20 protein-coding genes and 1 pseudogene are annotated in these 24,720 nt (G+C 72.3%); 14 read left to right on the forward strand and 7 right to left on the reverse strand.

From position 1 onward, the window contains the following. Positions 1 to 65: 65 nt before the first annotated feature. Positions 66 to 1,694 carry a phosphoglucomutase (alpha-D-glucose-1,6-bisphosphate-dependent) gene (gene pgm, locus OHO83_RS05135; protein WP_329432276.1) on the forward strand — a complete coding sequence of 543 codons (1,629 nt, stop codon included), beginning with the start codon at positions 66 to 68 and terminating at the stop codon, positions 1,692 to 1,694. Positions 1,695 to 1,761: 67 nt separating this feature from the next. Here the strand turns inward: pgm and OHO83_RS05140 are convergent, their stop codons facing one another. Together OHO83_RS05140 and OHO83_RS05145 are read right to left on the reverse strand one after the other, a co-directional pair. Further along, a complete protein-coding gene (locus OHO83_RS05140; RefSeq protein ID WP_329432277.1) occupies positions 1,762 to 2,451 on the reverse strand; it encodes a phosphonatase-like hydrolase in 690 nt (229 codons plus the stop codon). Next, positions 2,444 to 3,217, reverse strand: coding sequence for a GntR family transcriptional regulator (locus tag OHO83_RS05145; protein ID WP_266678446.1), 774 nt, complete (start codon positions 3,215 to 3,217; stop codon positions 2,444 to 2,446). Before OHO83_RS05145 ends, OHO83_RS05140 begins: the two co-directional genes overlap by 8 nt. 179 nt (positions 3,218 to 3,396) lie before the next feature. Between OHO83_RS05145 and OHO83_RS05150 the strand changes: the two genes are divergently transcribed. The 3 genes from OHO83_RS05150 to asnB all read left to right on the forward strand — a co-directional run bounded on the left by OHO83_RS05150 (position 3,397) and on the right by asnB (position 8,206). Continuing rightward, positions 3,397 to 4,581: a TIGR03364 family FAD-dependent oxidoreductase gene (locus OHO83_RS05150; protein WP_330278783.1), complete on the forward strand. Its 1,185-nt coding sequence runs from the start codon at positions 3,397 to 3,399 to the stop codon at positions 4,579 to 4,581. Positions 4,582 to 4,747: 166 nt separating this feature from the next. Further along, positions 4,748 to 6,088: an MFS transporter gene (locus OHO83_RS05155; RefSeq protein ID WP_330278784.1), complete on the forward strand. Its 1,341-nt coding sequence runs from the start codon at positions 4,748 to 4,750 to the stop codon at positions 6,086 to 6,088. 276 nt (positions 6,089 to 6,364) lie between these two features. Beyond that, positions 6,365 to 8,206 (forward strand): asparagine synthase (glutamine-hydrolyzing), encoded by a 1,842-nt coding sequence (asnB, locus tag OHO83_RS05160; protein ID WP_330278785.1) that lies wholly within the window; start codon positions 6,365 to 6,367, stop codon positions 8,204 to 8,206. Positions 8,207 to 8,284: 78 nt separating this feature from the next. Here asnB and OHO83_RS05165 read toward each other — a convergent pair whose 3' ends face one another. Further along, a complete protein-coding gene (locus tag OHO83_RS05165) occupies positions 8,285 to 11,452 on the reverse strand; it encodes a cytochrome P450 (protein ID WP_330278786.1) in 3,168 nt (1,055 codons plus the stop codon). A gap of 212 nt (positions 11,453 to 11,664) precedes the next feature. On the opposite strand from OHO83_RS05165, the gene OHO83_RS05170 reads away from it, so the two are divergent. After that, positions 11,665 to 12,291 carry a LuxR C-terminal-related transcriptional regulator gene (locus tag OHO83_RS05170; RefSeq protein WP_266680192.1) on the forward strand — a complete coding sequence of 209 codons (627 nt, stop codon included), beginning with the start codon at positions 11,665 to 11,667 and terminating at the stop codon, positions 12,289 to 12,291. 28 nt (positions 12,292 to 12,319) lie between these two features. On the opposite strand, the gene OHO83_RS05175 is transcribed toward OHO83_RS05170, so the two are convergent. Next, the gene (locus OHO83_RS05175; RefSeq protein WP_330278787.1) at positions 12,320 to 12,862 is read right to left on the reverse strand and encodes an SRPBCC family protein; all 543 of its coding nucleotides are present in this window, start codon (positions 12,860 to 12,862) and stop codon (positions 12,320 to 12,322) included. Between the two features lie 5 nt (positions 12,863 to 12,867). After that, positions 12,868 to 13,206: an ArsR/SmtB family transcription factor gene (locus OHO83_RS05180; protein WP_330278788.1), complete on the reverse strand. Its 339-nt coding sequence runs from the start codon at positions 13,204 to 13,206 to the stop codon at positions 12,868 to 12,870. A 157-nt stretch (positions 13,207 to 13,363) separates the two neighbouring features. On the opposite strand from OHO83_RS05180, the gene OHO83_RS05185 reads away from it, so the two are divergent. Next, positions 13,364 to 14,536, forward strand: a complete 1,173-nt coding sequence (locus OHO83_RS05185; RefSeq protein ID WP_330278789.1) for a dihydrofolate reductase family protein — start codon at positions 13,364 to 13,366, stop codon at positions 14,534 to 14,536. 77 nt (positions 14,537 to 14,613) lie between these two features. Next, complete coding sequence (locus OHO83_RS05190; protein WP_266678432.1) at positions 14,614 to 15,051, forward strand: SPW repeat protein; 438 nt, start codon at positions 14,614 to 14,616, stop codon at positions 15,049 to 15,051. On the opposite strand, the gene OHO83_RS05195 is transcribed toward OHO83_RS05190, so the two are convergent. Then, entirely contained in the window at positions 14,990 to 16,036 is a 1,047-nt protein-coding gene (locus tag OHO83_RS05195) for a DMT family transporter (RefSeq protein ID WP_266678431.1), read from the reverse strand. The genes OHO83_RS05190 and OHO83_RS05195 overlap by 62 nt on opposite strands. A 162-nt stretch (positions 16,037 to 16,198) precedes the next feature. Here OHO83_RS05195 and OHO83_RS05200 point away from each other — a divergent pair, with 162 nt between their 5' ends. From OHO83_RS05200 to OHO83_RS05210, 3 genes are all read left to right on the forward strand, one after another. After that, positions 16,199 to 16,717 (forward strand): protein phosphatase, encoded by a 519-nt coding sequence (locus OHO83_RS05200; protein WP_330278790.1) that lies wholly within the window; start codon positions 16,199 to 16,201, stop codon positions 16,715 to 16,717. A gap of 183 nt (positions 16,718 to 16,900) precedes the next feature. Beyond that, positions 16,901 to 18,820, forward strand: coding sequence for a tetracycline resistance ribosomal protection protein Otr(A) (gene otr(A) / locus OHO83_RS05205; protein WP_330278791.1), 1,920 nt, complete (start codon positions 16,901 to 16,903; stop codon positions 18,818 to 18,820). A 129-nt stretch (positions 18,821 to 18,949) separates the two neighbouring features. Beyond that, positions 18,950 to 19,999, forward strand: coding sequence for a PHP domain-containing protein (locus tag OHO83_RS05210; RefSeq protein ID WP_266680190.1), 1,050 nt, complete (start codon positions 18,950 to 18,952; stop codon positions 19,997 to 19,999). Between the two features lie 39 nt (positions 20,000 to 20,038). Here the strand turns inward: OHO83_RS05210 and OHO83_RS05215 are convergent, their stop codons facing one another. Next, positions 20,039 to 20,854 carry a putative protein N(5)-glutamine methyltransferase gene (locus tag OHO83_RS05215; protein ID WP_330278792.1) on the reverse strand — a complete coding sequence of 272 codons (816 nt, stop codon included), beginning with the start codon at positions 20,852 to 20,854 and terminating at the stop codon, positions 20,039 to 20,041. Positions 20,855 to 21,277: 423 nt separating this feature from the next. Between OHO83_RS05215 and OHO83_RS05220 the strand changes: the two genes are divergently transcribed. The 4 genes and pseudogenes from OHO83_RS05220 to OHO83_RS05235 all read left to right on the forward strand — a co-directional run. Next, positions 21,278 to 22,102 (forward strand): slipin family protein, encoded by an 825-nt coding sequence (locus OHO83_RS05220; protein ID WP_266678425.1) that lies wholly within the window; start codon positions 21,278 to 21,280, stop codon positions 22,100 to 22,102. 29 nt (positions 22,103 to 22,131) lie between these two features. Beyond that, positions 22,132 to 22,557: a nuclear transport factor 2 family protein gene (locus OHO83_RS05225; protein WP_330278793.1), complete on the forward strand. Its 426-nt coding sequence runs from the start codon at positions 22,132 to 22,134 to the stop codon at positions 22,555 to 22,557. A 128-nt stretch (positions 22,558 to 22,685) separates the two neighbouring features. Next, positions 22,686 to 23,408: a FadR/GntR family transcriptional regulator gene (locus OHO83_RS05230; RefSeq protein ID WP_330278794.1), complete on the forward strand. Its 723-nt coding sequence runs from the start codon at positions 22,686 to 22,688 to the stop codon at positions 23,406 to 23,408. Between the two features lie 128 nt (positions 23,409 to 23,536). Further along, a pseudogene (locus OHO83_RS05235) lies at positions 23,537 to 24,688 on the forward strand (sialidase family protein); the annotation flags it as partial. Positions 24,689 to 24,720: the final 32 nt, after the last annotated feature.

Consider the following 24,720-nt stretch of genomic DNA (forward strand, 5'->3'; position numbering starts at 1 on the left):
TCACGGCGCTTCGGGACACCTCTGCGGTCCTGCGTCACGCCCGGCCCTGATGGGAGAATGCCCCCATGACTGAGCGCGCAGGAACCCAGGCCCGGCCGGAGGACCTCGTCGACATCGATGAACTCGTCGACGCGTATTTCACCAGGGTGCCCGACGTGGACCGCCCCGAGCAGCGCGTCGTCTTCGGCACGAGCGGGCACCGAGGCTCCAGCCTGGACGGCGCGTTCAACGAACGCCACATCGCGGCGATCACGCAGGCCATCGTCGAACACCGCACGGCCGAGGGCATCACGGGCCCGCTGTTCATCGGGCCCGACACCCACGCCCTCTCACGCCCCGCGCTCGACACGGCGCTCGGCGTCCTCGCGGCGAACGGCGTACGTGTATTCGCCGACCTCCACGACGACTTCGTGCCGACCCCCGCGCTCAGCCACGCCATCCTGCGCTGGAACAGCACCGCGTCCGACGAGCTCGGCCAGGCGGACGGCATCGTCATCACGCCGAGCCACAACCCGCCGCGCGACGGCGGCTTCAAGTACAACCCGCCGCACGGCGGCCCCGCCGACTCCACGGCGACCTCCTGGATCGCGCGCCGCGCCAACGAGCTGCTCGCCGACGGCAACCGCGACGTGCGCACCACGAAGGACGTGGCTCCGGAGACGTACGACTTCCGTGAGCGGTACGTCGAAGAGCTGAGCACCGTCATCGACACCGACGCCATCCGGGCGTCGGGGCTGCGCATCGGCGCGGACCCGCTCGGCGGGGCGAGTGTGCACTACTGGGCGCGGATCGCCGAGATGTACGGACTCGACCTGACGGTGGTCAACCCCGAGGTGGACCCGACCTGGCGGTTCATGACGCTCGACTGGGACGGCAAGATCCGGATGGATCCCTCGTCGGCCCCGGCGATGGCGTCCGTCCTCGCGAAGCGGCACGACTACGACCTGCTGACGGGGAACGACGCGGACGCCGACCGGCACGGCATCGTCACGCCCGACGCCGGACTCATGAACCCGAACCACTATCTGGCCGTCGCGATCCACTACCTGGCGACGCACCGCACCGGCTGGCGGTCCGACGCCGCGATCGGCAAGACGCTGGTGTCGAGCGCCGTCATCGACCGGATCGTCGCGTCGCTCGGCCGCGAGCTGCTCGAAGTCCCCGTCGGATTCAAGTGGTTCGTGCCGGGACTCGTCGACGGGTCGGTGGCCTTCGGCGGCGAGGAGAGCGCGGGTGCGAGCTTCGTGCGCAAGGACGGCGGCGTCTGGACGACGGACAAGGACGGCATCCTGCTCGCGCTGCTCGCGGCCGAGATCACCGCGGTGACCGGGAAGACCCCGTCGCAGTACTACGCCGAACTCGCCGCGGAGCACGGCTCGTCGTCGTACGCGCGCGTGGACGCGAAGGCGACCAAGCAGCAGAAGGCCCGCCTCGCCGAGCTCAGCGGCGACGCCATCACCGCGGACACGCTCGCGGGCGAGCCCATCACCGGACGGCTCAGCCACGCGCCGGGCAACGGCGCAGCGATCGGCGGGGTGAAGGTCACCACGGAGAACGCCTGGTTCGCCGCGCGGCCGAGCGGCACGGAGGACGTGTACAAGATCTACGCCGAGTCGTTCCGCGGCCCTGATCACCTGGCCCAGGTGCAGACGGAGGCGCAGTCGATCGTGGACGCGGCGTTGGCGGAGGACTGACGGCAGGTGGGCGGCGGCGCGCGGGACTCTCGCCCGAGCGCCGCCGCCGACGTGCTTCGCCGTACGACTACTCCGCGGCCGTCGCCTCCGCGAGGCCCGGCACCTCGGCGACGCTGTCCAGCACGTAGGTGTGCGGGTGCAGTTCGAGCTCCGTGCGCGGGAGCTGGCCGGTGAGGACGCCGACGACGACGCCCGCGCCCGCGTGGTGCCCCGCCTGCAGGTCGACCGCGGTGTCGCCCGCGACGAGCACCTTGCGGACGTCCACGACGCCGGTCTTCTCCATCGCCCGGTGGATCATGTACGGGGCGGGGCGGCCGCGGACGACCTCGTCTGCGGTGACGACCGCGTCGAGGTTGCCGCCCTCACCCGTGGACCAGCCGAGCGACGCGAGCAGCGGCAGGGCGACGTCAGCGCTGAACCCCGTGGTCAGGGCGACCTTGACGCCCCGGGCGCGCAGTTCGGCGAGGGCCTTGTCGGCCTGGGCTATGGGCTGCGGCGGGACCTCTTCGTAGCGCTCCTTGAGGAACGCGCGGAAGACGCCGTACTGCCGCTCGACCAGCTCCGCGTCGGGGGTGCCGCCACCGAGGCGGACCAGCGCGTCGATGGCCTCGCGCTTGTCGGTGCCCATCCACGTCTGGAGGTCCTGCGCGTCGACCGTCACGCCGGTCGACTCGACGGCGTGGCGCAGCGCCTCGTACACCGCGCCGTGCTCCTCGATCGTGGTGCCTGCCATGTCGAAGACGGCGAGTTCAATCACTGGGGTTCTCCTCGTCAGTGCGGTACCGGCCGACGACGGTGCGTCCCTCGGCGGTGTTCTCGATGGTGAAGTTGGCGAGTGCGGGCAGATAGCGGTCGTCGGCGTACTCCAGGGGCACGCCGTCCCGCGAGAAGGCCAGTCGCCTGACGCGCAGCAGGGGTTCGCCGGGCTCGATGCCGAGGAGCGAGGCGTCCTGCGTGTCGGCGGCGATGGCGTCGATGGTGTGGCGGGCGTGGTGCAGGTCCACATCGCGCCCGCACAGGGCCTCGTAGATCGAGCCCGCGTCGGGGTCCATGTCGAACAGGTGCCGGCCGACGTGGAGGACGAACGTGGAGCGCTCGACCATGACCGGCACGCCGTCCAGGTGGCGCAGCCGGACCAGGTCGACCACGGGTTCGCCCTCGTCGAGGCCGAGCCGTGCGGCGGCGTCCGGGGAGGCCCGGCGGCGGGCGACCTCGACGGTCAGCTGACCGGGTTCGCGGCCGATGGATCTGGCCCACTGGGTGAACGACATGAGCGACGCGAAGGGCTGCGACGGGGCCGCTCTTCTGGCGACGGGCGGCTTGCCCCGGCCGCCCACGAGATGCCCGTCCGACCGCAGTATCGACAAGGCCTGCCTGACCGGTCCACGAGAGGTCCCGAACTCTTCGCAGAGCTGGGACTCGCTCGGTACCGGCTCGCCCTCCGGCCACTCACCGGACTCGATACGCCGCAGGAACTCGGCGCCGAGCTGCTCATGGAGCGGCGCACTCTTACTTGTCTTCACAAGATGACTATCGCAGCTCGACCCGCCCTTCCTCAAGGCCCGCAGCTGACTGTCATAGGGCCGCCCGATGACGTTTCGGGGTCACCCACCCCCGCTGCGGGGCACGGAAGGTAAACAGACGGAAAACTTGTACACACAAGTCTTGCCCGCTGCGCCCGAGACCTCGCACGCTGCAACCCATGAGCATCACAACAGCGTCCCCCTCCGTCCCCTCGCCCTCCGCCGACCTGCCCAGCGGCCGGAGCGACCTGGTCATCGTCGGTGCCGGGGTCGTCGGCCTCGCCCACGCCTTCGAGGCCGCCCGGCGCGGCCTGACCGTCACGGTCGTCGAGCGCGACTGGCAGCCCGTAGGCGCTTCGGTACGCAACTTCGGGCACTGCTGCATCACGGCACAGCGCGGCGACCTGCTGGAACTCGCCTACCGCTCGCGGGCGGGGTGGCTGGAGGCCGCGAAGAGCTCGGGCCTGTGGGCCAAGGAGGCCGGCGCCCTCGTGGTGGCGAGGTCGGAGGCAGAACTGGCGGTTCTGGAGGAACTGCGCGAGGAGCGCGGAGCGGACACCGTCCGGCTGCGGACCCGCGAGGAGGTCGCGGGCGAACTCGGCCGGGGCGCCGACACCGGCGACATCGTGGGCGGCGCCTTCCTCCCCGACGACCTGCGCGTCAACCCCCGCGAGGCCGCCCCGGACCTGGCCGCATGGCTGTCCATACAGCCCAACGTCACCGTGGTGTGGGGCACGAACGTGAACGGCGTCGAGGAGGGCACCGTCCACACCGGCCGCGGCCCGGTCCACGGCGACCGGATCCTCGTCTGCGTGGGCCACGACCTGGACCGCCTGTACCCCGCGGCGGCGGAGGAGCACGGCATCGAGCGCTGCCGCCTCACCATGGCGCGCGTCACGGCGCCCGATGCCTTCCGCACGGACGCGGCGATCCTGACCGCGACGTCCATGCTGCGCTACGACGGCTTCACGGCCATGCCGTCGGGGCCGAGGCTGCGCGAGGAGGTCATCGGCCACAGCCCCGCACTGCTCGACGTCGTCGCGAACGTCATGTTCACCCGCCTGCCCGACGGCACGGTCCTGGTCGGGGACTCCCACGCCTACGGGCGGACCACCACCCCGTTCGAGGACGAGCCGACGGCGCGGCTGCTGCTCGACTCGGCGGCCGAGGTCCTCGGCGCCGGCGACCTGCGGGTGACGGAACGCTGGCAGGGCGTCTACGCGAGCAGCGGCCGCGGCCCGCTCCTGGTCCGCGACACGGCACCGGGCGTGCGGGCCATCTCGGTCACCTCGGGCATCGGCATGACGCTCTCGTTCGGCCTCGCCGCCGCCACGTTCGACGAGTCCCTGGCCGCGACGGCCTGACCGCCCGCCGCGGACAAGGTCCCGGCCCCCACCACTCCACCCCGGCACAGAGGGCAGCCCGCGCCGTGAGCACATCTCGCGGCGCGGGGCCCGGCACTGCGTAGCACTGCGGCACGTCACCCCCCGCACCCATCGCTCACCAGGCACCGAGGACAAGGAGACCACCATGCCCGACGGCACCCGCCCAGGGGTCGCGCCCGCCCCGCTCCGGCCCTCCGCGGCAGACCCCGCTTCCGCCCGGCGGTCGCTGCGCTGGCGCTGGCAGATCTTCGCCGTCACCTGGATCGCGTACGCGGGCTTCTACTTCGTCCGGCAGGCGTTCTCGGTCGCCAAGCTCGGCATTCTGGACGATCCCGCGGTCAACCACACCCTCACGTCCCGCACGCTCGGACTGATCGACGCCGTGTATCTCGCGGCGTACGCGGTGGGGCAGTTCGCCTGGGGCTCGTGGGCGGACCGGTTCGGGCCGCGGGTCGTCGTGATCGGAGGGATGGCGGGCGCGGTGGTCGCGTCGGCGGTCATCGGCCTGAGCACCTCGCTCGTGGTGTTCGGCGTCGCGATGGCCGTGCAGGGGCTCGCGCAGTCCACGGGCTGGGCCCCGCTGTGCAAGAACGTGACCAGTTTCGTGCCGGTGAGGGAGCGGGGCCGGATCCTCGGCCTGTGGTGCACGAACTACGCGTTCGGCGGCCTCGCGGCGCCGCCGTTCCTCGGCTGGTGGGCGTACTCGGTCTTCGACAGCTGGCACGCGGCGTTCCTGGCCGGGTCGGCGACGCTGGCCGTCGTCCTCGCGCTGTTCGTCGTCTTCCAGCGCAACGAGCCCGCGGACGTCGGTCTCCCCCGGCCGGACGCCCAGGAGACGACGGCCGAGTCCGGCGCCGCGCCCGAGCCGGCCGAGGCGCCGCTCACCTCGCGCGAGATCTACCGCGGGATCCTGCGCGACCGGATGGTCCTGACGCTCAGCGCCTCGTACTTCCTGCTCAAGCCCGCCCGGTACGCGCTCCTGCTGTGGGGCCCGGTGATCGTCAGCGAACGGCTGCCCGAGGTGGGCAGGCTGGAGGCCACCCTGATCCCGGTGGCGTTCGGCGTGGCCGGTGTGCTCGCGCCGATGACGGTCGGCTGGATCTCCGACCGCCTGTTCTCCTCCCGGCGCGTGCCGCCGTGCGTCCTCTCCCTCGGCCTGCTGACGGTGATGCTCGCGGCGTTCGTGCCCCTCACCGCGACGGGCAGCACCTGGACGATGGTCGGCGTCCTGGCCGTGATCGGCTTCGGTCTCTACGCCGCGGACGCCCTGATCGCGGGCGTCGCTGCCGTCGACTCGGGAGGCACGGCCGGGGCGGGCACCGCCATCGGTTTCGTCAACGGCTGCGGCTCCGTCGGTGCGATCCTCGGCGGCCTGCTCCCGGGCTTCCTCTCGACCACCGCGCTCTTCTACGGCTTCGCCGCCGCCGCGGCACTCGCGGGAGTGGTCATGCTGCCGCACTGGAACCGGACGGCCGTGACGGCCTGAGGACCGCGGGTCCGGCCAGGGGTTGATCAAGTTTTTGCCCTTGGCCGGATCACGCCCGTCCGGCCGACCCACGCTCCCGCAATAACCCGCATGCCGTCGCGATTTGCGATGGGGACCATTTCACCCGGTCGCGCAAAGAGCGGCCGAAACCATCGGGTCGCAGGCCCTTGCCGGGTTACCGTCGCGTTGACCGTGCACAGCGCCATGTCACACGCTCGACATATAGGTGCTGGATACAACTGGTTCTGGCGCCGGAACGGCATGCAGGAGGAACGTATGTGTGGCATCACCGGCTGGGTCTCCTTCGATCGCGACCTGCGCGCTTCGGCCGACACATTGGATGCGATGACGCAGACGATGGAGTGCCGCGGCCCGGACGACCGCGGTACCTGGACCGAGGGGCCCGCGGCGCTCGGCCACCGCAGGCTCGCGATCATCGACCTGCCGGGCGGACGTCAGCCGATGACCGCCGAGACACCGCGCGGCACCATCGCCCTCGTGTACTCCGGCGAGACGTACAACTACACGGAACTCCGCCGCGAACTGACCGGACGCGGCCACAAGTTCACCACCGACTCCGACACCGAGGTCGTGCTGCGCGGCTACCTGGAGTGGGGCGAGAGGCTGGCCGAGCGGCTCAACGGCATGTACGCGTTCGCCGTCTGGGACGGCCGCGAGAACAAGCTCGTGATGATCAGGGACCGCATGGGCATCAAGCCCTTCTATTTCTACGAGACTCCGGACGGCGTCCTGTTCGGTTCCGAGCCCAAGGCGATCCTCGCCAATCCGCTCGCGAAGCCGCGGGTGACGCTCGACGGACTGCGGGAGCTCTTCACCATCGTGAAGACACCGGGGCACGCCGTCTGGGACGGGATGCAGGAGGTGGAGCCGGGCACCGTGGTGACCGTCGACCGCGGCGGACTGCGGCAGCGGGCGTACTGGACGCTGGAGACCCGCCCGCACACGGACGACCGCGGCACGACGATCGCGACCGTGCGCTCGCTCCTCGACGACATCGTGCGGCGCCAGCTCGTCTCCGACGTCCCGCGCTGCACGCTGCTGTCCGGTGGCCTCGACTCGTCCGCCATGACGGCGATCGCCGCGCGGCAGCTCGGCGAACAGGGCGAGACCGTACGCAGCTTCGCCGTGGACTTCGTGGGCCAGACGGAGAACTTCGTCGCCGACGAGATGCGCGGCACGCCCGACGCCCCGTACGTGCACGACGTGGCGCAGGCCGCCGGCACCGATCACCGCGACATCGTCCTCGACTCGAACGATCTGGCCGACCCGGAGGTCCGGGCCCGGGTGATCCGGGCCCGTGACATCCCCGCGGGCTTCGGCGACATGGACGCGTCGCTCTATCTGCTGTTCCGGGCGATCAGGGAGCAATCGACGGTCGCCCTGTCGGGCGAGTCCGCAGACGAGGTGTTCGGCGGCTACCTCCAGTTCTTCGACGAGGAGGCCCGCAGCGCCGACACGTTCCCGTGGCTGGTGCGCATGTCCCAGCACTTCGGCGACGACTCCGACGTCCTGCGCGGGGACCTGTCCGGCGCCCTCGACCTGGACGGATACGTCCGCGACAGCTACGCGGGTGCCGTGCGCGGCATCAAACGCCTGGCCGGCGAGAGCGACTTCGAGTACCGGATGCGCAAGATGTGCCATCTGCACCTGACCCGGTTCGTGCGGGTCCTGCTCGACCGCAAGGACCGCACGAGCATGGCCGTCGGCCTGGAGGTGCGGGTCCCGTTCTGCGACCACCGCCTCGTCGAGTACGTGTACAACACGCCCTGGTCGCTCAAGTCGTTCGACGGCCGGGAGAAGAGCCTGCTGCGCGAGGCGACCGCGGACGTGCTGCCGAAGTCGGTGTACGACCGGGTGAAGAGCCCGTATCCCTCGACGCAGGACCCGAAGTACGCCGTCGCGCTCCAGAACCACGCGAAGGATCTGCTCGCCCAGCCCTCGCACCGGGTGTTCGACCTGGTCGACCGGGAGCGGGTGACCCGGGCCGCGCACCGTGACGCACCGCAGATCACGCAGGCGTCCCGGCGCGGGCTCGAACGCACGCTGGACCTCGCGCTCTGGCTCGACCTGTACAGCCCGGAGCTGACCCTTTCGTGAACCCGGTCCGCCCCGGCGGCAGCGCGCGGCGTCGGCCGTACGTTGCTCCCGGGGCGGGGCGCCATGTGCGCGGAGTCCTCAGCCCGCGTAGACGTCCTCAACGTACAATCCGTCCGCGATCAGACCGGCCAGCCAGCGCTCGGCTTCGGCGTCGTCGGCGCCCGGCGTGCGGTCCCGGAAGAGGGCGCGGAACGCGTCGCGGACACCGGGCGCCATCCGGGCCCCGTCACCGCAGACGTAGACGCGCGCCCCGGACCCGAGCAGCGCCCACAGTTCGTCGGCCTCGGCGGCCACCCGGTGCTGGACGAAGGCGTGGCCCGCCTCGGGTGCCTCGCTGAAGACGGGGCGCAGGGACACGGCGCCCGCGGCCTCGGCGGCGTGCAGTTCGTCGGCGTGCAGGAAGTCACCGCGGGGGTGGTCGCAGCCGAAGTAGCACAGGGCGGGTGCGAGCGGGGTGCCGGCGGCGAGCAGGGCGCCGCGGTCGGCGATGGCGCCGCGGAACGGCGCGAGGCCCGTCCCCGCGGCGATCATGACGACCGGTGTCTGTGAGTCGTTCGGGACGCGGAAGACCTCGCGGCACGGCTGAACGCGGGCGAGCACCGTGTCACCGGGCCGGAGCCCGGCCAGGTACGTCGATCCGGTGCCGCGGTAACGGCCGCGGCCCGAGCGGGCCGGGGCGTCGAGGACGGACACCATGAGGTCGGCGTGTGCGGGGCTCCGCTCGGCGCTCGACGAGATCGAGTAGTGGCGGGGCTTCAGCGGCGGCAGCAGGTCGAGGAGTTGCGGCCAGGTCAGCGCGCCGCGCAGCGCGGGGTGGTCCTCCACGAGTTCGACGAGCGTGCGCGGGTCGTCGGCGAGGGCCCCCAGCGCAGCCTTCTCGGGCGGGCAGGGGTTCGCCTCGGCGAGCAGCGCCACCTGGACCGGGGTGGGGACCTGCCCCAACTCGACGTGGGATGTGAGCAGTTCACGGACCGTCAGCGGCCGGTCGAGCGCGAGCCCGTCGCGGCGCGGGCGGCGGGCCCTGATGTCGAGGACCGTGTCCAGGCCGACTCCGAAAGCGGCGGCCGCCCGATCCACGAGCGCGGAATCCTGCGCCGGCAGCACGGTGAGATGGTCCCCCGTGCGGTACGTGACGCCCTCCGGCAGCGCGAGACGCACGAAGCGCTTGGTGCGCGGGTGGTCGGGCGCGGTGAGGGAGCTCGCCTCGGTGACGGTGAACGGGACGAGCCCGTGCCGGGCGGCCGCGGCGTCGAGCGGCCCGCCGCCGATCTCCCGGATCTCGTACGCGTCCTCGGGCTGCGTGGTGTCGGCCGGGGCGGCGTCGGGGTCCCCGTACTGCGTGAGGAGCGCGGCGCGCAGTCCCGTCGTGAAGGTGCGGACGGTCGCGTTGAGGTCGCCGGAGGCGTCGGCCGCGGCGCGCTCGCACAGGCGGGTGCCGCCGAGCGCGTCGAGCCGTTCGTCGATACGGGTCGGGACGTGCTGGTAGGTGGCGGCCCAGTTGCGGTCGCCCACGCCGAGGACCGCGTAGGTGACGTCGTTCGCGGCACCCTCCGGCGCGCCGTCGAGCCATGTGGCGAACTCGGCCGCGTCGTCGGTGGGCCGGCCGTTGTAGGAGGCCGCGACCACGACGACGGGACGGTCGGTGGGCAGCGCTCCCGCGTGGGTGTCGAGGGGCGCGACGGCCGTCTCGCAGCCCAGCGCGGCGACGTCGTCGGCGAGCTGCTCGGCCAGGCCGCGGCAGGTCCCGTAGTTGCTGCCGTGCAGGAACAGGACCCCGGTGCCGGGCCGCACCCGTGCGGGCAGCGTGTCCGGTGCGGCCGTCCGCTCCTCGACGGGCGCGTGGCCGGGCAGGGCCGGGTGCTCGCGGTCGGCGGAGGTGCGCGGGACGAGCGTGAGGGTGAAGCCCTCGGGCTTGAGCGTCAGCGTCTCCTTGACCGTGAGGTCGTAGTCGGCGTGGTCGACGAGCCGGTAACGGTGCACCAGGAGGGCGAGCAGCATCGTCGCCTCGTGGAGCGCGAACTGCCGCCCGATGCAGGCGCGTTCACCGGTGCCGAACGGCTTGAAGGCGTGCGGTGAGCGTGCGGCCTCCGCCTCGGGCGTGAACCGGGAGGGGTCGAACAGCTCCGGGTTGTCGCCCCACACCGGCTGCCGGTGCAGCATCGGCGCGAGGACGGTGACCGGCTGTCCGGCGCGCAGCGGGATGCGTCCGCCGAGGAGCGTGTCCTCGCGCGCGTGGCGGCTGAACGCGGCCGCGGTCGGCCACAGGCGGAGCGCCTCGTTCAGTACCTGCCGTGTGTACGTGAGCCGGCCGACCTCGTCGAAGGTGGGCTCGGGGTCTGCCGCGTCCCCGAACAGGGCGTCGGCCTCACGGCGTACGAGGTCGAGGACGGTCGGGTGCTTGGCCAGGTAGTACAGGGCGAAGGACATCGCGCCCGAGGTGGTCTCGTGGCCCGCGATGAGGAAGGTGATGACCTGGTTGCGGATGTTCGCCGTGTCCAGCGCGGAGCCGTCGGGGTGGCGGGCGGTGAGCATCAGGCCGAGCAGGTCGTCGCCCTCGGGTGCGTCGGCGCGCGCCGCGATGACCTCGTCGACCACCTGCGCCAGATAGTCCGCGTCGGCCTTGAACGCCGCGTCGGCGGCCGAGTGGTCGGAGCCGGGGGTGCGGGCGAGACGCTTCATCGACCATTCGAGGCAGCGGACCATGGCCTCCACGAAGGGGTGCGGCTCGGAGCCCTCGAAGGACCCGAAGTCGTAGCCGAAGCCCGCGAGTCCGATGGTGTCGAGGGTCATGCGCGTCATGTCGCCCGGCACGTCCACGGGGCTGCCCGAGTGCGCGGCGCGGTCCCAGGACTCGATGAGGCGGCGGGACACCTGGTACATGACGGGGTGGTAGGTCCGCATGGAGCCCAGGGCGAAGGCGGGCATGAGGATGTCGTGGGCGCGGACCCAGTTCGGTTCGTCGTTGTAGGCGGTGAAGAGGCCGTCGGCGGTGAAGGCGCGGACGTTCTCCAGGGCGGGGCCCACGTGCTTGGCGAAGCGGGTCTCGTCGGCGAGTTCGGTGACGAGGTCGAGGTCGCTGACGAAGAGGGCGTCGCGGCCGTGCAGCCTGCGCACGAGCGCGGGGCCGTGGCGGCGGGACAGCTCCATGGCCTGCTGGAGAGGCGCGGGTCCGGGACCCGTGGCGGAGATGTCGATGAGCGGAAGGCCGTCGGTGGGGGCCGGCGGGAGCAGCGCGGAGTCGGGCATGGGGGCGGCAACTGCCTTTCGCGGTACGGAGTTCGGTGCGTGTCCAGCTTGATCCCGTGGCCCCGCCCGGCGGGGCCGCCGCACTACATGATTGTGTAGTGGCCTGCGGCGCGCCGCGCTTGCGCTCACCGGCCGGACGTGACACGGGTCCGGACGGGATGCAGGTCCGGCCGCGACAGGGAACCGGACGTGACGTGCGAAAGGGGTACGCGATGGACGGGGTACTGTGGCGCAACCGCGCGATGCTGCTCTTCGACCGGATCCCGATGCCCGTCGCCGTGTGCGGCCCACGTGGGACGATCATGCTGGCCAACGCGGCGATGGCCGCCGAGTGCGACACCACCCCCGGCCGTCTCAAGGGCCGGGACATCCTGCACCTGTTCCGCCCGCGGGACGAGTCGCAGCTCCACCGGATCGCCGAGGCACTGCGTCTGCGGCGGCGCTCCCGCTATCAGGTCTCGGTCACCTGGGAGACGCCCGACGGGGCGCTCCGGGAGGGCGAACTGACGGTGGATCCGGTCAGCGACACCGTCGACCGGACGCCGGATCTGCTCGTCATGCTGCGGGTCGTCGGCGAACGCCCGCCCGCGCCCGACCGGCCGCGGGCGACGGCAGGGGCGGCCGAGTCGCGGATCCTTGAGCTGCTCGCCGCCGGTGCCACCACGGCTCAGGCGGCCCGCGACACGGGCCTGACCACGGACGGCGTCAACTACCACCTGCGGCGCCTGTCCCGGCGGTGGGGTGCGACGAACCGTACGGAACTGGTCGCGCGCGCCTACGCGTCGGGCGTGCTGACGCCCGGGGTGTGGCCGCCGCGCGCCACGGCACAGGGCGGTTGACGGCTGACGCCCCCCTTGAGGAGCGGGGTTACGCCTCGTCCATGCCCGGGACCGGCGCGCCCGAAGGCAGTCCGGCCTCGACGTAGGCGTCGTAACGGGCCTTCCACGGGGCGAGCGACCCCGCGTGCGGACCTTCGTAGCTCTCGCCGCGGTCGGCCGCGTCCAGGGCGTCGAGGCAGACCTCCCAGCCCGCGGCGTTACGGGCCGCGGTGTCGGCGACCTCCAGGACATTGGTCAGGGTGAAGCGGGTGCGCCCCTCGTCGAGCGCCTCCAGGTCGAAGCGGAGCTCGTCGCCGCCCCAGCTGAAGGAGAGGTGGCGCGGCGCGTCCACGGCGAGGACGCGGCCGGTCGACTCCGGCATGTTCGGGTCGCCGTGGAAACGGATCACGCCGCCCGCGCGCAGCTCGATCTCGACCTGGGAGGGGAACCAGTGCGCGAGTTCGGCGGGGTCGGTGACGTAGCGCCAGACCCGCTCGATCGCGTGGTCGTACGTGCGGGTGAAGCGGACGGCGGGGCGGCCGTCGTCGAGCGGGGCGTAGCTGCCGGTGCGGTCGGGGTGCGGGGTGGTCATGGCCTTCAGTCCTTCGCTGGTTCGTCGTCCTCGGGGGCGTGGGCGTCGAGGCGGCGCCCGAGTGCGTCGAGGCGGTCGTTCCACAGGCTCCGGTAGGGCGCGAGCCAGGCGTCGAGCTCGGCGACCGGTCCGGGTTCGAGCCGGTAGACGCGGCGCTGGGCCTCCTGTTCGACGTCGACCAGGCCCGCCTCGCGCAGTACGCGCAGGTGCTTCGAGGTGCTGGGCTGGCTCAGGCCGCACGCCTCGACGATCTCACCGACCGGCCGCGGACGCTCGAGCAGCAACGCGACGATGGCGCGGCGGTGCGGGTCGGCGAGAGCGGTCCAGACGGCGGGTGCGGGCATGACCTCAATATGCCTCATCGGTTATATGCCGGTCAAGGAATGTAAGCGTCATGCATCCACCGCGCCTGCGGTGACGACCCTCTCGGTCGCGGTAGCTCCCGGATAGTGTTCGAAGGTTGAAGCAGCACAGCTCTCGCCACCCGGACCCGGAGCCGCCATGTCCCAGCCGTCCCGCCCGTACGTCCTGCTGTCCGCCGCCGTGTCCCTCGACGGCTGCCTGGACGACGCGGGGCCCGAGCGTCTGTTCCTGTCCAACGCCGAGGACTTCGACCGGGTCGACGCGGTGCGTGCGTCGTGCGACGCGATCCTCGTGGGGGCGGGCACTCTGCGGGCCGACCGGCCGCGGCTCCTGGTCAAGTCGGCACAGCGGCGTGCCGACCGGGTGGCCGCCGGGCTGCCCCCGTATCCGCTGAAGGTGGCGGTGACCGCTTCGGGCGACCTGGACGCGGGGGACCCGTTCTGGACGACGGGCGGCGACAAGGTCGTGTACACCACCGACGCCGGGGCGTTCCTCGCGCGGGAGCGGCTCGGCGAGCTCGCCGCGGTGGTCGCCCTCGGGGACACCGTCGACTGGGCGAGGGTGCTCGACGACCTGGCCTCGGCGCACGGCGTGCGGCGCCTGATGGTGGAGGGGGGCGCCCGGGTCCACACCCAACTGCTCCAGCGCGGCCTGGCCGACGAGGTGCAGTTGGCACTGGCGCCGCTCGTCGTGGGCGAACCGGACGCGCCCCGGCTCTTCGGCCCCGGCGCGTACCCCGGCGGCAGCCGGCACCGGATGCGGCTCCTGGAGACCCGCCCGGTCGGCGACGTGGTGCTGATGCGGTACGCGCCCTGCGCGCCCGGCACCGACGACTCCCCCACCGCGGCCGACCGGCACTGGCTCGCCCTCGCCTGCGCCCTCGCCGCCGACTGCCCGCCCTCCGAAACGGCGTTCAGCGTCGGCGCGGTGATCGTCGCGAGTGACGGCACGGAGCTGGCGCGGGGCCACTCCCGGGAGGGCGGCGATCCGGTCGTGCACGCCGAGGAGGCGGCGCTCGCCAAGATCGGTCCGGCGGACCCCCGGCTGCGCACCGCCACCGTCTACAGCAGCCTCGAACCGTGCGCCCGACGCGCGTCCCGGCCCAGGCCCTGCGCCCGGCTCATCCTCGACGCGGGCGCGCGGCGCGTGGTGACGGCCTGGCGGGAGCCCGACACCTTCGTGGCGGGCGCCGACGGCATCGGAGTCCTGGAGGGCGCGGGCGTGACCGTCGCGGAGATCCCCGACCTTGCCGAGGCGGCAATTCGCCCCAATCAGCACCTCATTCTCACCCCGGGTACACATAAGGATTAAATAAGCGCAGAATGAGAGGTGTGCGGCAGCCCGCCGCGCTACGCGGTCAGACTTCGAAACCTAAGGAGTCGATTCTCATGGCCGACGTTCACCACAGGTCTGACCTCTCCAGTCACCCTGATGTCTCGGAAATGCGGGACCGGTACGCGCGCGTACTCGGTGGCCGCGATGTGGCGCTCATGGACGCACCGGTCTTCCTGATCGGTCTCTACTGCGCCATCTCTCCCTGGGTGGTGCACTACAGCGCCCTCCAGCCCGCGCTCGCGACCCATAACCTGATCATGGGTATCGCGATCGGAGTCCTGGCCGTCGGGTTCGCCGTCACCCCGACCCGCATGTACGGCCTCAGCTGGGCCATGTGCGCCATGGGCGCCTGGATGATCATCGCGCCGTGGGTCGTGGGCTCCAGCCCCGACCTGGGAGTCATCCTCAACAACGTGATCATCGGTGGCCTCATCCTCCTGCTCGGCCTCCTGTGCGCGAGCCTGTCGATGAAGGCCAACCGGGCGACGTAGCAGGCAACGCCGCCCCGGCAGAGTCGGCAAATCCAACGGAATCGGGAGTCACGGACGGCCCCGGAGCGCTCACACCGCTCCCGGGCCGTCGCCATGGAAGCGTGACAAGGGCGATGCCCGCGCCCGCGGCGGCAAGCAGCGCGGCCTCGGTGGCTCCCGGAGCACCCGCCGTGCCCAGCGCCCAGTCGCCGATCCGCACCGTGAACGGCACGGCGAGCTGGACGGCAGCGGTGAACACGGGCCCCCTGAGCAGGATCAGCCGGTGCTGCACCAGATAGGCGGGGGCGTACACGGCGCCCCCGAGGAGCGCGATCCCCGCCCACTGCGCCGGCGACGGGGGATGCGCGAGGAGCCCCGGCAGGGCGAGGGGCAGCAGCATTACGCCGGCGACAGCGAGAAGCACCGGCAGTACGGCCAGTGGCGGCAGTCCGGCGAGGGTGCGCCGGTAGAGGAACCCGTACACCGCGAACCCGAGCATCCCGGCGAGCGCGAGGAGCAGGCCCGGGGCGTCCAGGGTGCCCTCGCCGCCGAGTGCCGCGTAGGCGCCGGTCGCCGCCGTGGCGAGGAGGGCGCCGACCACGGAGCGCGCGCTCGCGCGCTCGCCGAAGCAGAGCGCGCCGATCGCCACGCCCGCGCACGGCATGAGGGCGACGACGAGGTTCGTGAGGGAGGTACCGACGCGCGGGATGGCGAGGAGGGTGCCCGCCGCGTATCCGGCGAAGCCCAGCAGGGCCAACAAGCAGACCAGCCACGGACGTTGGGCCACTTGACGCAGTTGCGCGCGCCCCGAGGAGCGGGCGGCCGCGAAGGCGGTGAGGACGGCGCAGCACACGGCGGTGCGCCCCGTGGCGACCGTCAGGGGCCCGACGGCCTGGACGAGTGCGCCGGACATGAGCCAGGTTCCGGCGAGCAGTGCGACGAGTACCGTCGCGAGCAGCGGCACGAGCGCGCGCCCGGCTGCCGGGAGACGCCGCTTCTCGGTCACGCCCTCGCGCATCCTCTCGCTTCCCCTGAGTCGTGGTCACGCGTCCGTCGAGTCTGTCACCGCCGGCAGCCAAGCCGCGGAAAGATCAATGGATTTCGGGAGACGATGGCCCGTCCTAGGGCATGACGGAGGCCGAGCGGTCGCGGATGGGGTGGAGTGCGGATGAACGAGTTCGATGCCGGATCGGCGTCCGGAACCGGCGCCGGGAGTGCGCGGGAACCGGACGCCGGGGGTGCGCGGGAACCGGACGCCGGGGGTCTCTGGGACGCGGGCGCCGCCGGCGTGCTGCTCCTGCCCTCCGGACGGACGGTTCGCGGGCGCGGCCTGCGCCGCCCGCTTCCTCCGGGCCCCTCCCCCTCGTACGCGGTCCATCTCCTCGGCCGGCGCCCGCCCGAAGTCCCGTGGGAGTCGCGGTGGCTGCGGTGGCCCGACTTCTGGCTGCCGAGCAACCTCGTGGAGGCCCGGGAGGTGTTCACCGACGCGTGGGAGCGGGCCGCCGGGGAGCGGGTCGAGTTCGCCTGCGGCGGTGGCCGCGGACGGACCGGGACCGCGCTCGCCTGCCTGGCCGTCCTGGACGGCGTACCGGCCGACCGCGCCGTGGAGTTCGTGCGCGGGAACTATGACGCGCACGCGGTGGAGACACCCTGGCAGAAGCGGTACGTGCGGCAGTTCTCGGGCTGACCTGACTTCCGGAACCGACAGTGCCCGGCGCCGGGCGCCGGAAAACGAGTTGCGCCGGCCCGGCCGTCGCACCGCATCATGGTCGGGCCACGCCCCCGACAGCCCTGGAGCACGGAATGCGTCATTCCTTCGAAGCAGTTCAGCGCCCTGACCGGACGGACTCTTTCGAGGACTCGACCTTCCATGCCTTCCCAGCCCCCGCGGCACACCCTGAACATCGGCATTCTCGCCCACGTCGACGCCGGTAAGACCAGCCTCACCGAGCGCCTGCTCTTCGACACCGGCGCGATCACCCGCCTCGGCAGCGTCGACGCGGGCGACACCCGTACCGACACGGGCGAGATCGAGCGCCGGCGCGGCATCACGATCCGCTCGGCCGTCGCCGCGTTCACCGTCGGCGACGTCCAGATCAACCTGATCGACACCCCTGGGCACTCCGACTTCATCGCCGAGGTCGAGCGCGCCCTCGAAGTCCTCGACGGCGCCGTGCTCCTGCTGTCCGCCGTGGAGGGCGTCCAGGCCCAGACGCGTGTCCTCCTCAAGACGCTGCGCCGGCTGCGGCTGCCCACGCTCGTCTTCGTCAACAAGATCGACCGGGCGGGCGCGCGGGACGAGGCGCTGCTCGACGAGGTCCGCCGCCGTCTGACCCCGCACGTCGTGCCGCTCACGGAGGTCCACGGCGCGGGCACCCCGCAGGCCCGGACGGAACCGCGACGCCTCACCGCCCCGGCCGTACGGGCCGCTGTCGCGGAAGCGCTCGCCGAGGTCGACGACTCGGTGCTCGCAGGCCTCGTCGACGGCCCTGAACCGACCACCGCCGACCTGCGCCGCGCCCTGGTGGCCCGCACCGCGGACGGCTCCGTGCACCCCGTCCTGTTCGGCTCGGCCCTCGGCGGCCAGGGAGTCGCTCAACTCGTCCAGGAAATCCCCCGGTTGATCCCGCGCCCGCCGGTCACGCCGAGCCCCGAGGCCGCACCGCGCGGCACCGTCTTCGCGGTACGACGCGGCCCGTCGGGCGAGCGAGTGGCCTATCTCCGCCTGTACGAGGGCGAGGTGACGGAACGCCGGCGGGTGACGTTCCTGCGGGACACGTCCGACGGCTCCGTCACCGAGGTCCCCGGACGGGTCACCGGACTCGACGTGGTGGGGCGAACGGCCCACACCCTCACGGCCGGGAACATCGGTGAGCTGCGGGGCGTGCCGGACGTCCGGGTCGGCGACCGGCTCGGCCCGCGCGACGGCCCCGGCCGGGCGCCGGGTTTCGCACCGCCCACGCTGGAGACCCTGGTACGGGCCGTGCGCCCGGGCCGCTCGGCGGCTCTGCGGAGCGCGCTCCTCGACATCGCGGGGCAGGATCCGCTCATCCACGCGGAGGCCGCGCCCGACGGAAGCACGGCCCTGTTGCTCTACGGCGAGGTGCAGAAGGAGGTCCTGGCCGCGACCCTCGTCCAGGAGTACGGCATCGAGGCCGCCTTCGAGCCGAGCCGCATCCGCCTCGTCGAGCGACCCGCGGGCACCGTCGAGGTGTACGAGGACATCACGAACAGCCGCGGGACGGGGTTCTGCGCGACGGTCGGGCTGCGCGTGGAGCCGGGGCCTCGTGGATCCGGACGGGTCTTCGCGTACGAGACGGAGCTGGGGGCGCTGCCCCGCGCGTTCCACCAGGCCGTCGAGGACACGGTGCTCGCGACGCTCGGCGAGGGCCCGCGGGGGTGGCCCGTGACGGACTGCCGGGTCACGCTCGTCCGCTCCGGTTTCTGCTCGCCGATCAGTGTCGCCGGGGACTTCCGGGGGCTGACGCGGCTCGTCCTGCGGCGCGCTCTGGAGCAGGCGGGGACGACGGTGCACGAGCCGGTGCACGCGTTCGAGGCGGAGATCCCGCTGGACGCGCTCGCCGCTGTCACCGCCCGGCTCTCCGCCGCTGAGGCCGAGTTCGGTGACACGACGGGCGGCACCACGTCCTGGGTGGTCACGGGCACCCTTCCGGCCCGCCGGGTCCGGGAGGCCGAGCTCGCTCTGCCGGGTCTGACGCGCGGGGAGGGCGTGTGGTGGTCCCGGGTGTCCGGCGACCGACTCGTGCGTACGCCGGAGCACGCGGCGTAGGCGACGGTTCCGGCCGCGCCGTGTCCCCGTGCCCCGGGGCTCCCGCGTGTCGCGGCGCACGCGGGGGTGAGCCACGCTGGAGGGAAGCGGGACGCGACGCGGGAGCGGGAGGTGGCGAAGGCCATGGCGATGGAACCCGTCGAGGCGCTGGAACGGGTCGCCTTCCTCCTGGAGCGCACGCTCGCGCCCCCGTATCGGGCCGGAGCCTTCCGTACCGCCGCCCAGGTGCTCGGTGCGCTGCCGGACGGAGAGGTGGCCGAGCGCGCCGCGGCCGGGACGCTCGAATCGCTCAAAGGGGTAGGGCCCAAGACCGCGCAGGTAGTGCGGGAGGCGCTGGCGGGCGAGGTGCCGGACTATCTGGAGCGCCTGGAGAGCGAGGGCGCGGCGGCGCCGCTCGCGGAGGGCGGTGAGCGGCTGCGCGCGCTGCTGCGCGGCGACTGCCATCTGCACTCCGACTGGTCGGACGGCGGCAGCACGGTCGAGGAGATGGGCCGCGCGGCGATCGCCCTCGGGCACGAGTGGGCGGTGCTGACCGACCACTCGCCGCGCCTGACGGTGGCGCGCGGCCTTTCGCCGGAGCGGTTACGTGAACAGCTCTCCGTAGTGGCCGAGTTGAACGAGCGCTGGGCGCCCTTCCGGCTGCTCACCGGCATCGAGTGCGACATCCTCGCCGACGGTTCCCTCGACCAGGAACCCGAACTCCTCGACCAGCTCGACGTGGTCGTCGTGTCGGTCCACTCCAAGCTGCGCATGGACGCTCCGGCGATGACACGCCGGATGGTGGCCGCGGTGACGAACCCGCTCGCCGACGTGCTCGGACACTGCACGGGGCGGCTCGTGACGGGAAGGAACAGGGTGGGGCGGGGCCGCCCCGAGTCGCAGTTCGACGCGGGGGCGGTGTTCGCGGCGTGCGCGGAGTCGGGCACCGCGGTCGAGATCAACAGCCGCCCCGAGCGCCTCGACCCGCCCCGCCGGCTGCTGCGCGAGGCCGTGGCTGCGGGCACGCTGTTCTCCGTCGACACGGACGCGCACGCACCGGGTCAGCTCGACTGGCAGCCCCTCGGCTGCGCCCGCGCCGAGGAGTGCGGGGTACCGGCCGACCGTGTGGTGAACACGTGGCCGGCCGACGAACTCCTTGAATGGACACGGACGCGCCGGGTCCCGAGCCGGGCGGCGTAGACGCGGGGCGCGGGGTACGACGTTCCCCGGGCAGGCTCGCTAGCCCTCCCCCTCCCCCGCCCCGCCCCGCTTCGTGCCGATGACCACGGTGGCGTACAGGTCTTCGTCCGTCACCACCCGGGCGGACAGACCGCTGCGGGTGACTGCCTCGACGGCCTGGGCGGCCTGCTGTTCGCTGGTCTCCACGAAGAGATGTCCGCCCGGGGCCAGCCACTGAGGGGCCCCGGCGGCGACGCGGCGCATGATGTCGAGCCCGTCGGCGCCTCCGTCGAGCGCCATGCGCCGTTCATGGTCGCGGGCCTCGGGCGGGAGCAGGGCCACGTCGCCGGTGGGGACGTACGGGCCGTTGGCGGCCAGGATGTCGACGCGGCCTCTGAGTGCCGCGGGCAGAGGCCCGTACAGGTCGCCCTCGTGGACCTCGCCGCCGAACCGCGACACGTTCCGGTGGGCGCAGCGCACGGCTGCCGGGTCCAGATCGGCCGCGTGGAGCTCGGCGGGGTCGGCGTGGGTGGCGAGCGCGGCGGCCACGGCCCCGCTGCCGCAGCACAGATCGAGCACGACGGCCCCGGCGGGCGCGAGGGCGGCGGCCTGGCGGGCGAGGAACTCGGTGCGGCGCCGCGGTACGAAGACACCCGGTTCGAGCGTGATGCGCAGACCGCAGAACTCCGCCCAGCCGACGACGTGTTCGAGGGGCAGGCCCTCCACGCGGCGCTCGACCATCGCGGCGAGTTCGTCCGGCGTACGGGCCGTCGACAGGAGGATGTCCGCCTCTTCCTCGGCGAAGACGCAGCCCGCTGCTCGCAGTCTGGCGACGACGGCGGGGTGGGGTGACGGGGGTGACGGGTGAACCGACATGTATGAAGCGTGACCTTTCGGGATGCCCATGGGGCTCCCGACGACCTGCGGCCACCTACGTCCGGTGGACCGCGGGGGTCTGTGAAGGGAGCACCCGACCTGACACAGCGGTAATGGGGCTCACCTCCTCGGCCGAAGCGCTGCTGGGAGCGGTAACACTACCCCAGCCGTCGCCGTGGCCCGGCCGGGAGTTGGGACCGCCGGCGGGTTGCCGACCGGCCGACGAACTGCCCGGTTCTTCGTGTTCCGCGAGGCGGGACGCAGTCACTCTGCGTGACTACCCCTCACTCCTCGCCTGATCGAACATTCCGGGCATATCGTTGATTAGGCACACCAGCCCGCCTCCGCACGTCGCGCCGGCTCACCTACCCCGAGCCGGCCTCCGCACATCGAGCCGGACGACTCAAGAGACAGGGGGTCGCCATGCTGGCGGAACTGCTCACGGCCGCGGCCGCGACCGCTTCGGTCTGCGCTGTCTACGCCGCCGCGGCGGCACGTGTCGTCAAGCAGTACGAGCGGGGTGTCGTCTTCCGCCTGGGCAGGCTGCACGGCGCCGTCCGTGGGCCGGGCTTCACCACCGTCGTCCCCGGTATCGACCGGCTGCACAAGGTCAACATGCAGATCGTGACCATGCCGGTGCCGGCACAGGACGGCATCACCCGCGACAACGTCACGGTGCGGGTCGACGCCGTCATCTACTTCAAGGTCGTCGACGCCGCCAGCGCGATCGTGCAGGTCGAGGACTACCGGTTCGCCGTCTCCCAGATGGCTCAGACCTCGCTGCGGTCCATCATCGGCAAGAGCGACCTGGACGACCTGCTCTCCAACCGCGAAAAGCTCAACCAGGGCCTGGAGCTGATGATCGACAGCCCGGCCATCGGCTGGGGCGTGCAGATCGACCGCGTCGAGATCAAGGACGTGTCACTGCCCGAGACGATGAAGCGGTCCATGGCCCGGCAGGCCGAGGCCGACCGTGAGCGGCGCGCCCGCGTCATCAACGCCGACGCCGAACTCCAGGCCTCCAAGAAGCTCGCCGAGGCGGCGGCCCAGATGTCCGAACAGCCTGCGGCACTCCAACTCCGGCTCCTGCAGACCGTGGTGGCCGTCGCCGCCGAGAAGAACTCGACCCTCGTACTGCCGTTCCCGGTGGAACTCCTGCGCTTCCTCGAACGGGCCCAGCAACCCTCTGCCCCGCCACCCGCCGTCGAGGAGGGCGAACACGAGAAGCCCGCGAGCCCGGAGGAATGACGGCGCCACGCAAGCGCGTTCGCACCGGCATGGACACAGCTGAGGCGGCACGGCGGTTCGTCGAGACCTGGGAACGGGGGTGGGCGCGGCACGACGTGCCGGCGCTCCTCGCCCTCTACGCGGAGGACTGCGTGCACCGCTCGATGCCGTTCAGGGAGCCGCACCGGGGGCGGGCGGCGCTCGCCGGCTATCTGCGCTGGTCGTTCGAGGACGAGCGCCCGCTCGACGTGCGGTTCGGACCGCCGCTGATCGGCCCGGACGGACTGGCCGTCGCCGAGTTCCGGGTGGTGGCCGAGGAGGGCGGTGAGGTCTCGACGCTGGCGGGCTGCGTGTTCGCACGGTTCCGTGGCGACGGGCTCGCCGTCGAGACGCGGGACTACTGGCACCAGAGCGGCGGCCGGCAGGAACCCGGGGGCGGACTGTTCCTCGGGGAAGAGGACGGCCTGTCATCTTGAGGGGAATTCCCTCGCGGCGCGGATCCCTTCGTCCGCCCGACCGGGGACGTCTGATGTCCGATGCCTTGGTAGCGTAGAAACGGCCCGGGCGGCGGGCCCAGGCGCGTCCAGAGGTGGGGAGACCGCTCATGCCCGGTACCAGGCCGGTCCGGCCACTGCTCCGGCAGGAAGTCGCCGACGGCATCAAGCGGTACATCCTCGAGAACCGGCTGCACCCCGGTGATCCGCTGCCCACGGAGACGGAGTTGTGCGAGGCCCTCGGCGCGAGCCGGTCCAGCGTCCGCGAGGCGGTCAAGATCCTGCACGCGCTCGACATCGTCGAGGTCAGGCACGGCCACGGCACGTACGTGGGACATCTGAGCCTGTCCGCCCTTGTCGAGAGCCTGACGTTCCGCGGGCTGCTGAGCCCCGACGACGACGTGCAGGTGCTCGCCGACCTCGTCGACGTGCGTGAGCTGTTCGAGCGCGGCATGGCCGAGCGGATCGTCGCGTCACTCAACGGCGAGCAACTCGACGCGCTGGAGCGCCTGGTGACCCGGATGAGCGACGTCGGTGTCGGCGGTGACGGCCAAGGGCTCATCGAGGCCGACCGCGCGTTCCACGCCCTGCTCGTGGCGCCACTCGGCAATGACCTGATGGGCCAGCTCTCGATGGCGTTCTGGGATGTGTACGCCATCGTGGCCCCGCAGATCGACGGCTTCACGCACACCGAGCAGGCGGAGACCGTCGCCGCGCACCACAGCATCGTGACGGCGGCCCGCGCGGGCGACGCGGCGGCGTTCGTGCGGGCCATCGGTGAGCACTACGCGCCGGTCCGACGGCGCATCTCCGAGGCCCGCACGCGCTCTTGACGGCCCTGTGCGGCGCCCCTAGGGTCCCTCAACGAAACAGGACATCTGACGTCTGCTGTCCTCTCTTTCGCACGGACATCTGACGTCGGACGCGCCCACAGGAACCTCCGCAGAGATGAGAGCCGTCCATGCATCGAAGAATGCTCGTCGCGCTGGTGTCCGCCGGACTTCTCACCCTGGGATCGGGAACGACCGCCCTCGCCCACGGTGATCGACATCCCGGAAACCGGAGCGAGTTGACCTCCCAGGACCTCGCCACCCGGGGAGCCGGATTCCCGCAGTACCGGATACCCGCCCTGACCACGTCCACAAAGGGCACGCTCATAGCGGCCTACGACGGCCGGCCCACCATGGCCGATCTCCCCAGCCACATCGCCCTCGTGGTGCGGCGCAGCACGGACGGCGGCGCCACATGGCAGGCGCAGCAGGTCGTGCGGAGCGAGGCCGCCCCCAAGGGGTTCGGAGACCCGAGCCTGCTCACCGACCGCGCCACGGGCCGGATCTTCCTCTTCCACGCCGCCTCGGTGAACCAGGGGTTCGCCGGGTCGCACACCGGTAACGACGACGACGATCCCGACATCCTGCACGCCGACTACAGCTACTCGGACGACGACGGGGTGACCTGGCGCCACCGCCGCATCACGTCGATGGTCAAGAACCCCGCGTGGGGTGGCCTGTTCGCCGCGTCCGGCGAGGGCATCCAGCTGCGGCACGGCCCGCGCAAGGGGCGCCTTCTCCAGCAGTACGCGATCCGGATCGACGGCGCGAACTTCGCGGCGAGCGCGTACAGCGATGACCACGGCGCGACCTGGAGGATGGGCGAGCCGGTCGGGCCGGGCGGCGACGAGAACAAGACGGTGGAGCTGTCCGACGGGACGGTCATGCTCAACAACCGTTCGGCGCCGTACCGGACCGTCGCGTACTCCACCGACGGCGGCGCCACGTACACGCCGTTCGCACCCGACCCGCAGCTGCCCGACCCGGCGAACAACGCGTCGATCATCCGGTACGCCCCCGACGCGCCGCCGAGCGACCCCCGCTCGAAGTGGCTCCTGTTCAGCAACACCGAGGACACCGGGGCCCGCCGTAACCTCACCGTCAAGATGTCCTGCGACGACGGCGTGACGTGGCCCGTGAAGAAGGTCGTCGACCCCGGGGCGGCCGCCTACTCCACCCTGACCCGGCTGCCGGACGGACTCGTGGGCCTGCTGTACGAACGCGGCGACTACCAGCACATGACCTACGCCTCGTTCGGCCTGAAGTGGCTGGGCGGGGGGTGCGGGCACCAACGGTGACCGTCTCGGGAATGTGA

This window comes from Streptomyces sp. NBC_00569 (assembly GCF_036345255.1).
GTDB lineage: Bacteria > Actinomycetota > Actinomycetes > Streptomycetales > Streptomycetaceae > Streptomyces.

Excerpts from the sequence above, each read along its gene's own strand:
- pgm (WP_329432276.1), top strand. The coding sequence starts at position 66 with ATGACTGAGCGCGCAGGAACCCAGGCCCGGCCGGAGGACCTCGTCGAC.
- OHO83_RS05150 (WP_330278783.1), top strand. The coding sequence starts at position 3,397 with ATGAGCATCACAACAGCGTCCCCCTCCGTCCCCTCGCCCTCCGCCGAC.
- OHO83_RS05155 (WP_330278784.1), top strand. The coding sequence starts at position 4,748 with ATGCCCGACGGCACCCGCCCAGGGGTCGCGCCCGCCCCGCTCCGGCCC.
- asnB (WP_330278785.1), top strand. The coding sequence starts at position 6,365 with ATGTGTGGCATCACCGGCTGGGTCTCCTTCGATCGCGACCTGCGCGCT.
- OHO83_RS05165 (WP_330278786.1), bottom strand. The coding sequence starts at position 11,452 with ATGCCCGACTCCGCGCTGCTCCCGCCGGCCCCCACCGACGGCCTTCCG.
- OHO83_RS05170 (WP_266680192.1), top strand. The coding sequence starts at position 11,665 with ATGGACGGGGTACTGTGGCGCAACCGCGCGATGCTGCTCTTCGACCGG.
- OHO83_RS05175 (WP_330278787.1), bottom strand. The coding sequence starts at position 12,862 with ATGACCACCCCGCACCCCGACCGCACCGGCAGCTACGCCCCGCTCGAC.
- OHO83_RS05180 (WP_330278788.1), bottom strand. The coding sequence starts at position 13,206 with ATGCCCGCACCCGCCGTCTGGACCGCTCTCGCCGACCCGCACCGCCGC.
- OHO83_RS05185 (WP_330278789.1), top strand. The coding sequence starts at position 13,364 with ATGTCCCAGCCGTCCCGCCCGTACGTCCTGCTGTCCGCCGCCGTGTCC.
- OHO83_RS05190 (WP_266678432.1), top strand. The coding sequence starts at position 14,614 with ATGGCCGACGTTCACCACAGGTCTGACCTCTCCAGTCACCCTGATGTC.
- OHO83_RS05200 (WP_330278790.1), top strand. The coding sequence starts at position 16,199 with ATGAACGAGTTCGATGCCGGATCGGCGTCCGGAACCGGCGCCGGGAGT.
- OHO83_RS05210 (WP_266680190.1), top strand. The coding sequence starts at position 18,950 with ATGGAACCCGTCGAGGCGCTGGAACGGGTCGCCTTCCTCCTGGAGCGC.
- OHO83_RS05215 (WP_330278792.1), bottom strand. The coding sequence starts at position 20,854 with ATGTCGGTTCACCCGTCACCCCCGTCACCCCACCCCGCCGTCGTCGCC.
- OHO83_RS05220 (WP_266678425.1), top strand. The coding sequence starts at position 21,278 with ATGCTGGCGGAACTGCTCACGGCCGCGGCCGCGACCGCTTCGGTCTGC.
- OHO83_RS05225 (WP_330278793.1), top strand. The coding sequence starts at position 22,132 with ATGGACACAGCTGAGGCGGCACGGCGGTTCGTCGAGACCTGGGAACGG.
- OHO83_RS05230 (WP_330278794.1), top strand. The coding sequence starts at position 22,686 with ATGCCCGGTACCAGGCCGGTCCGGCCACTGCTCCGGCAGGAAGTCGCC.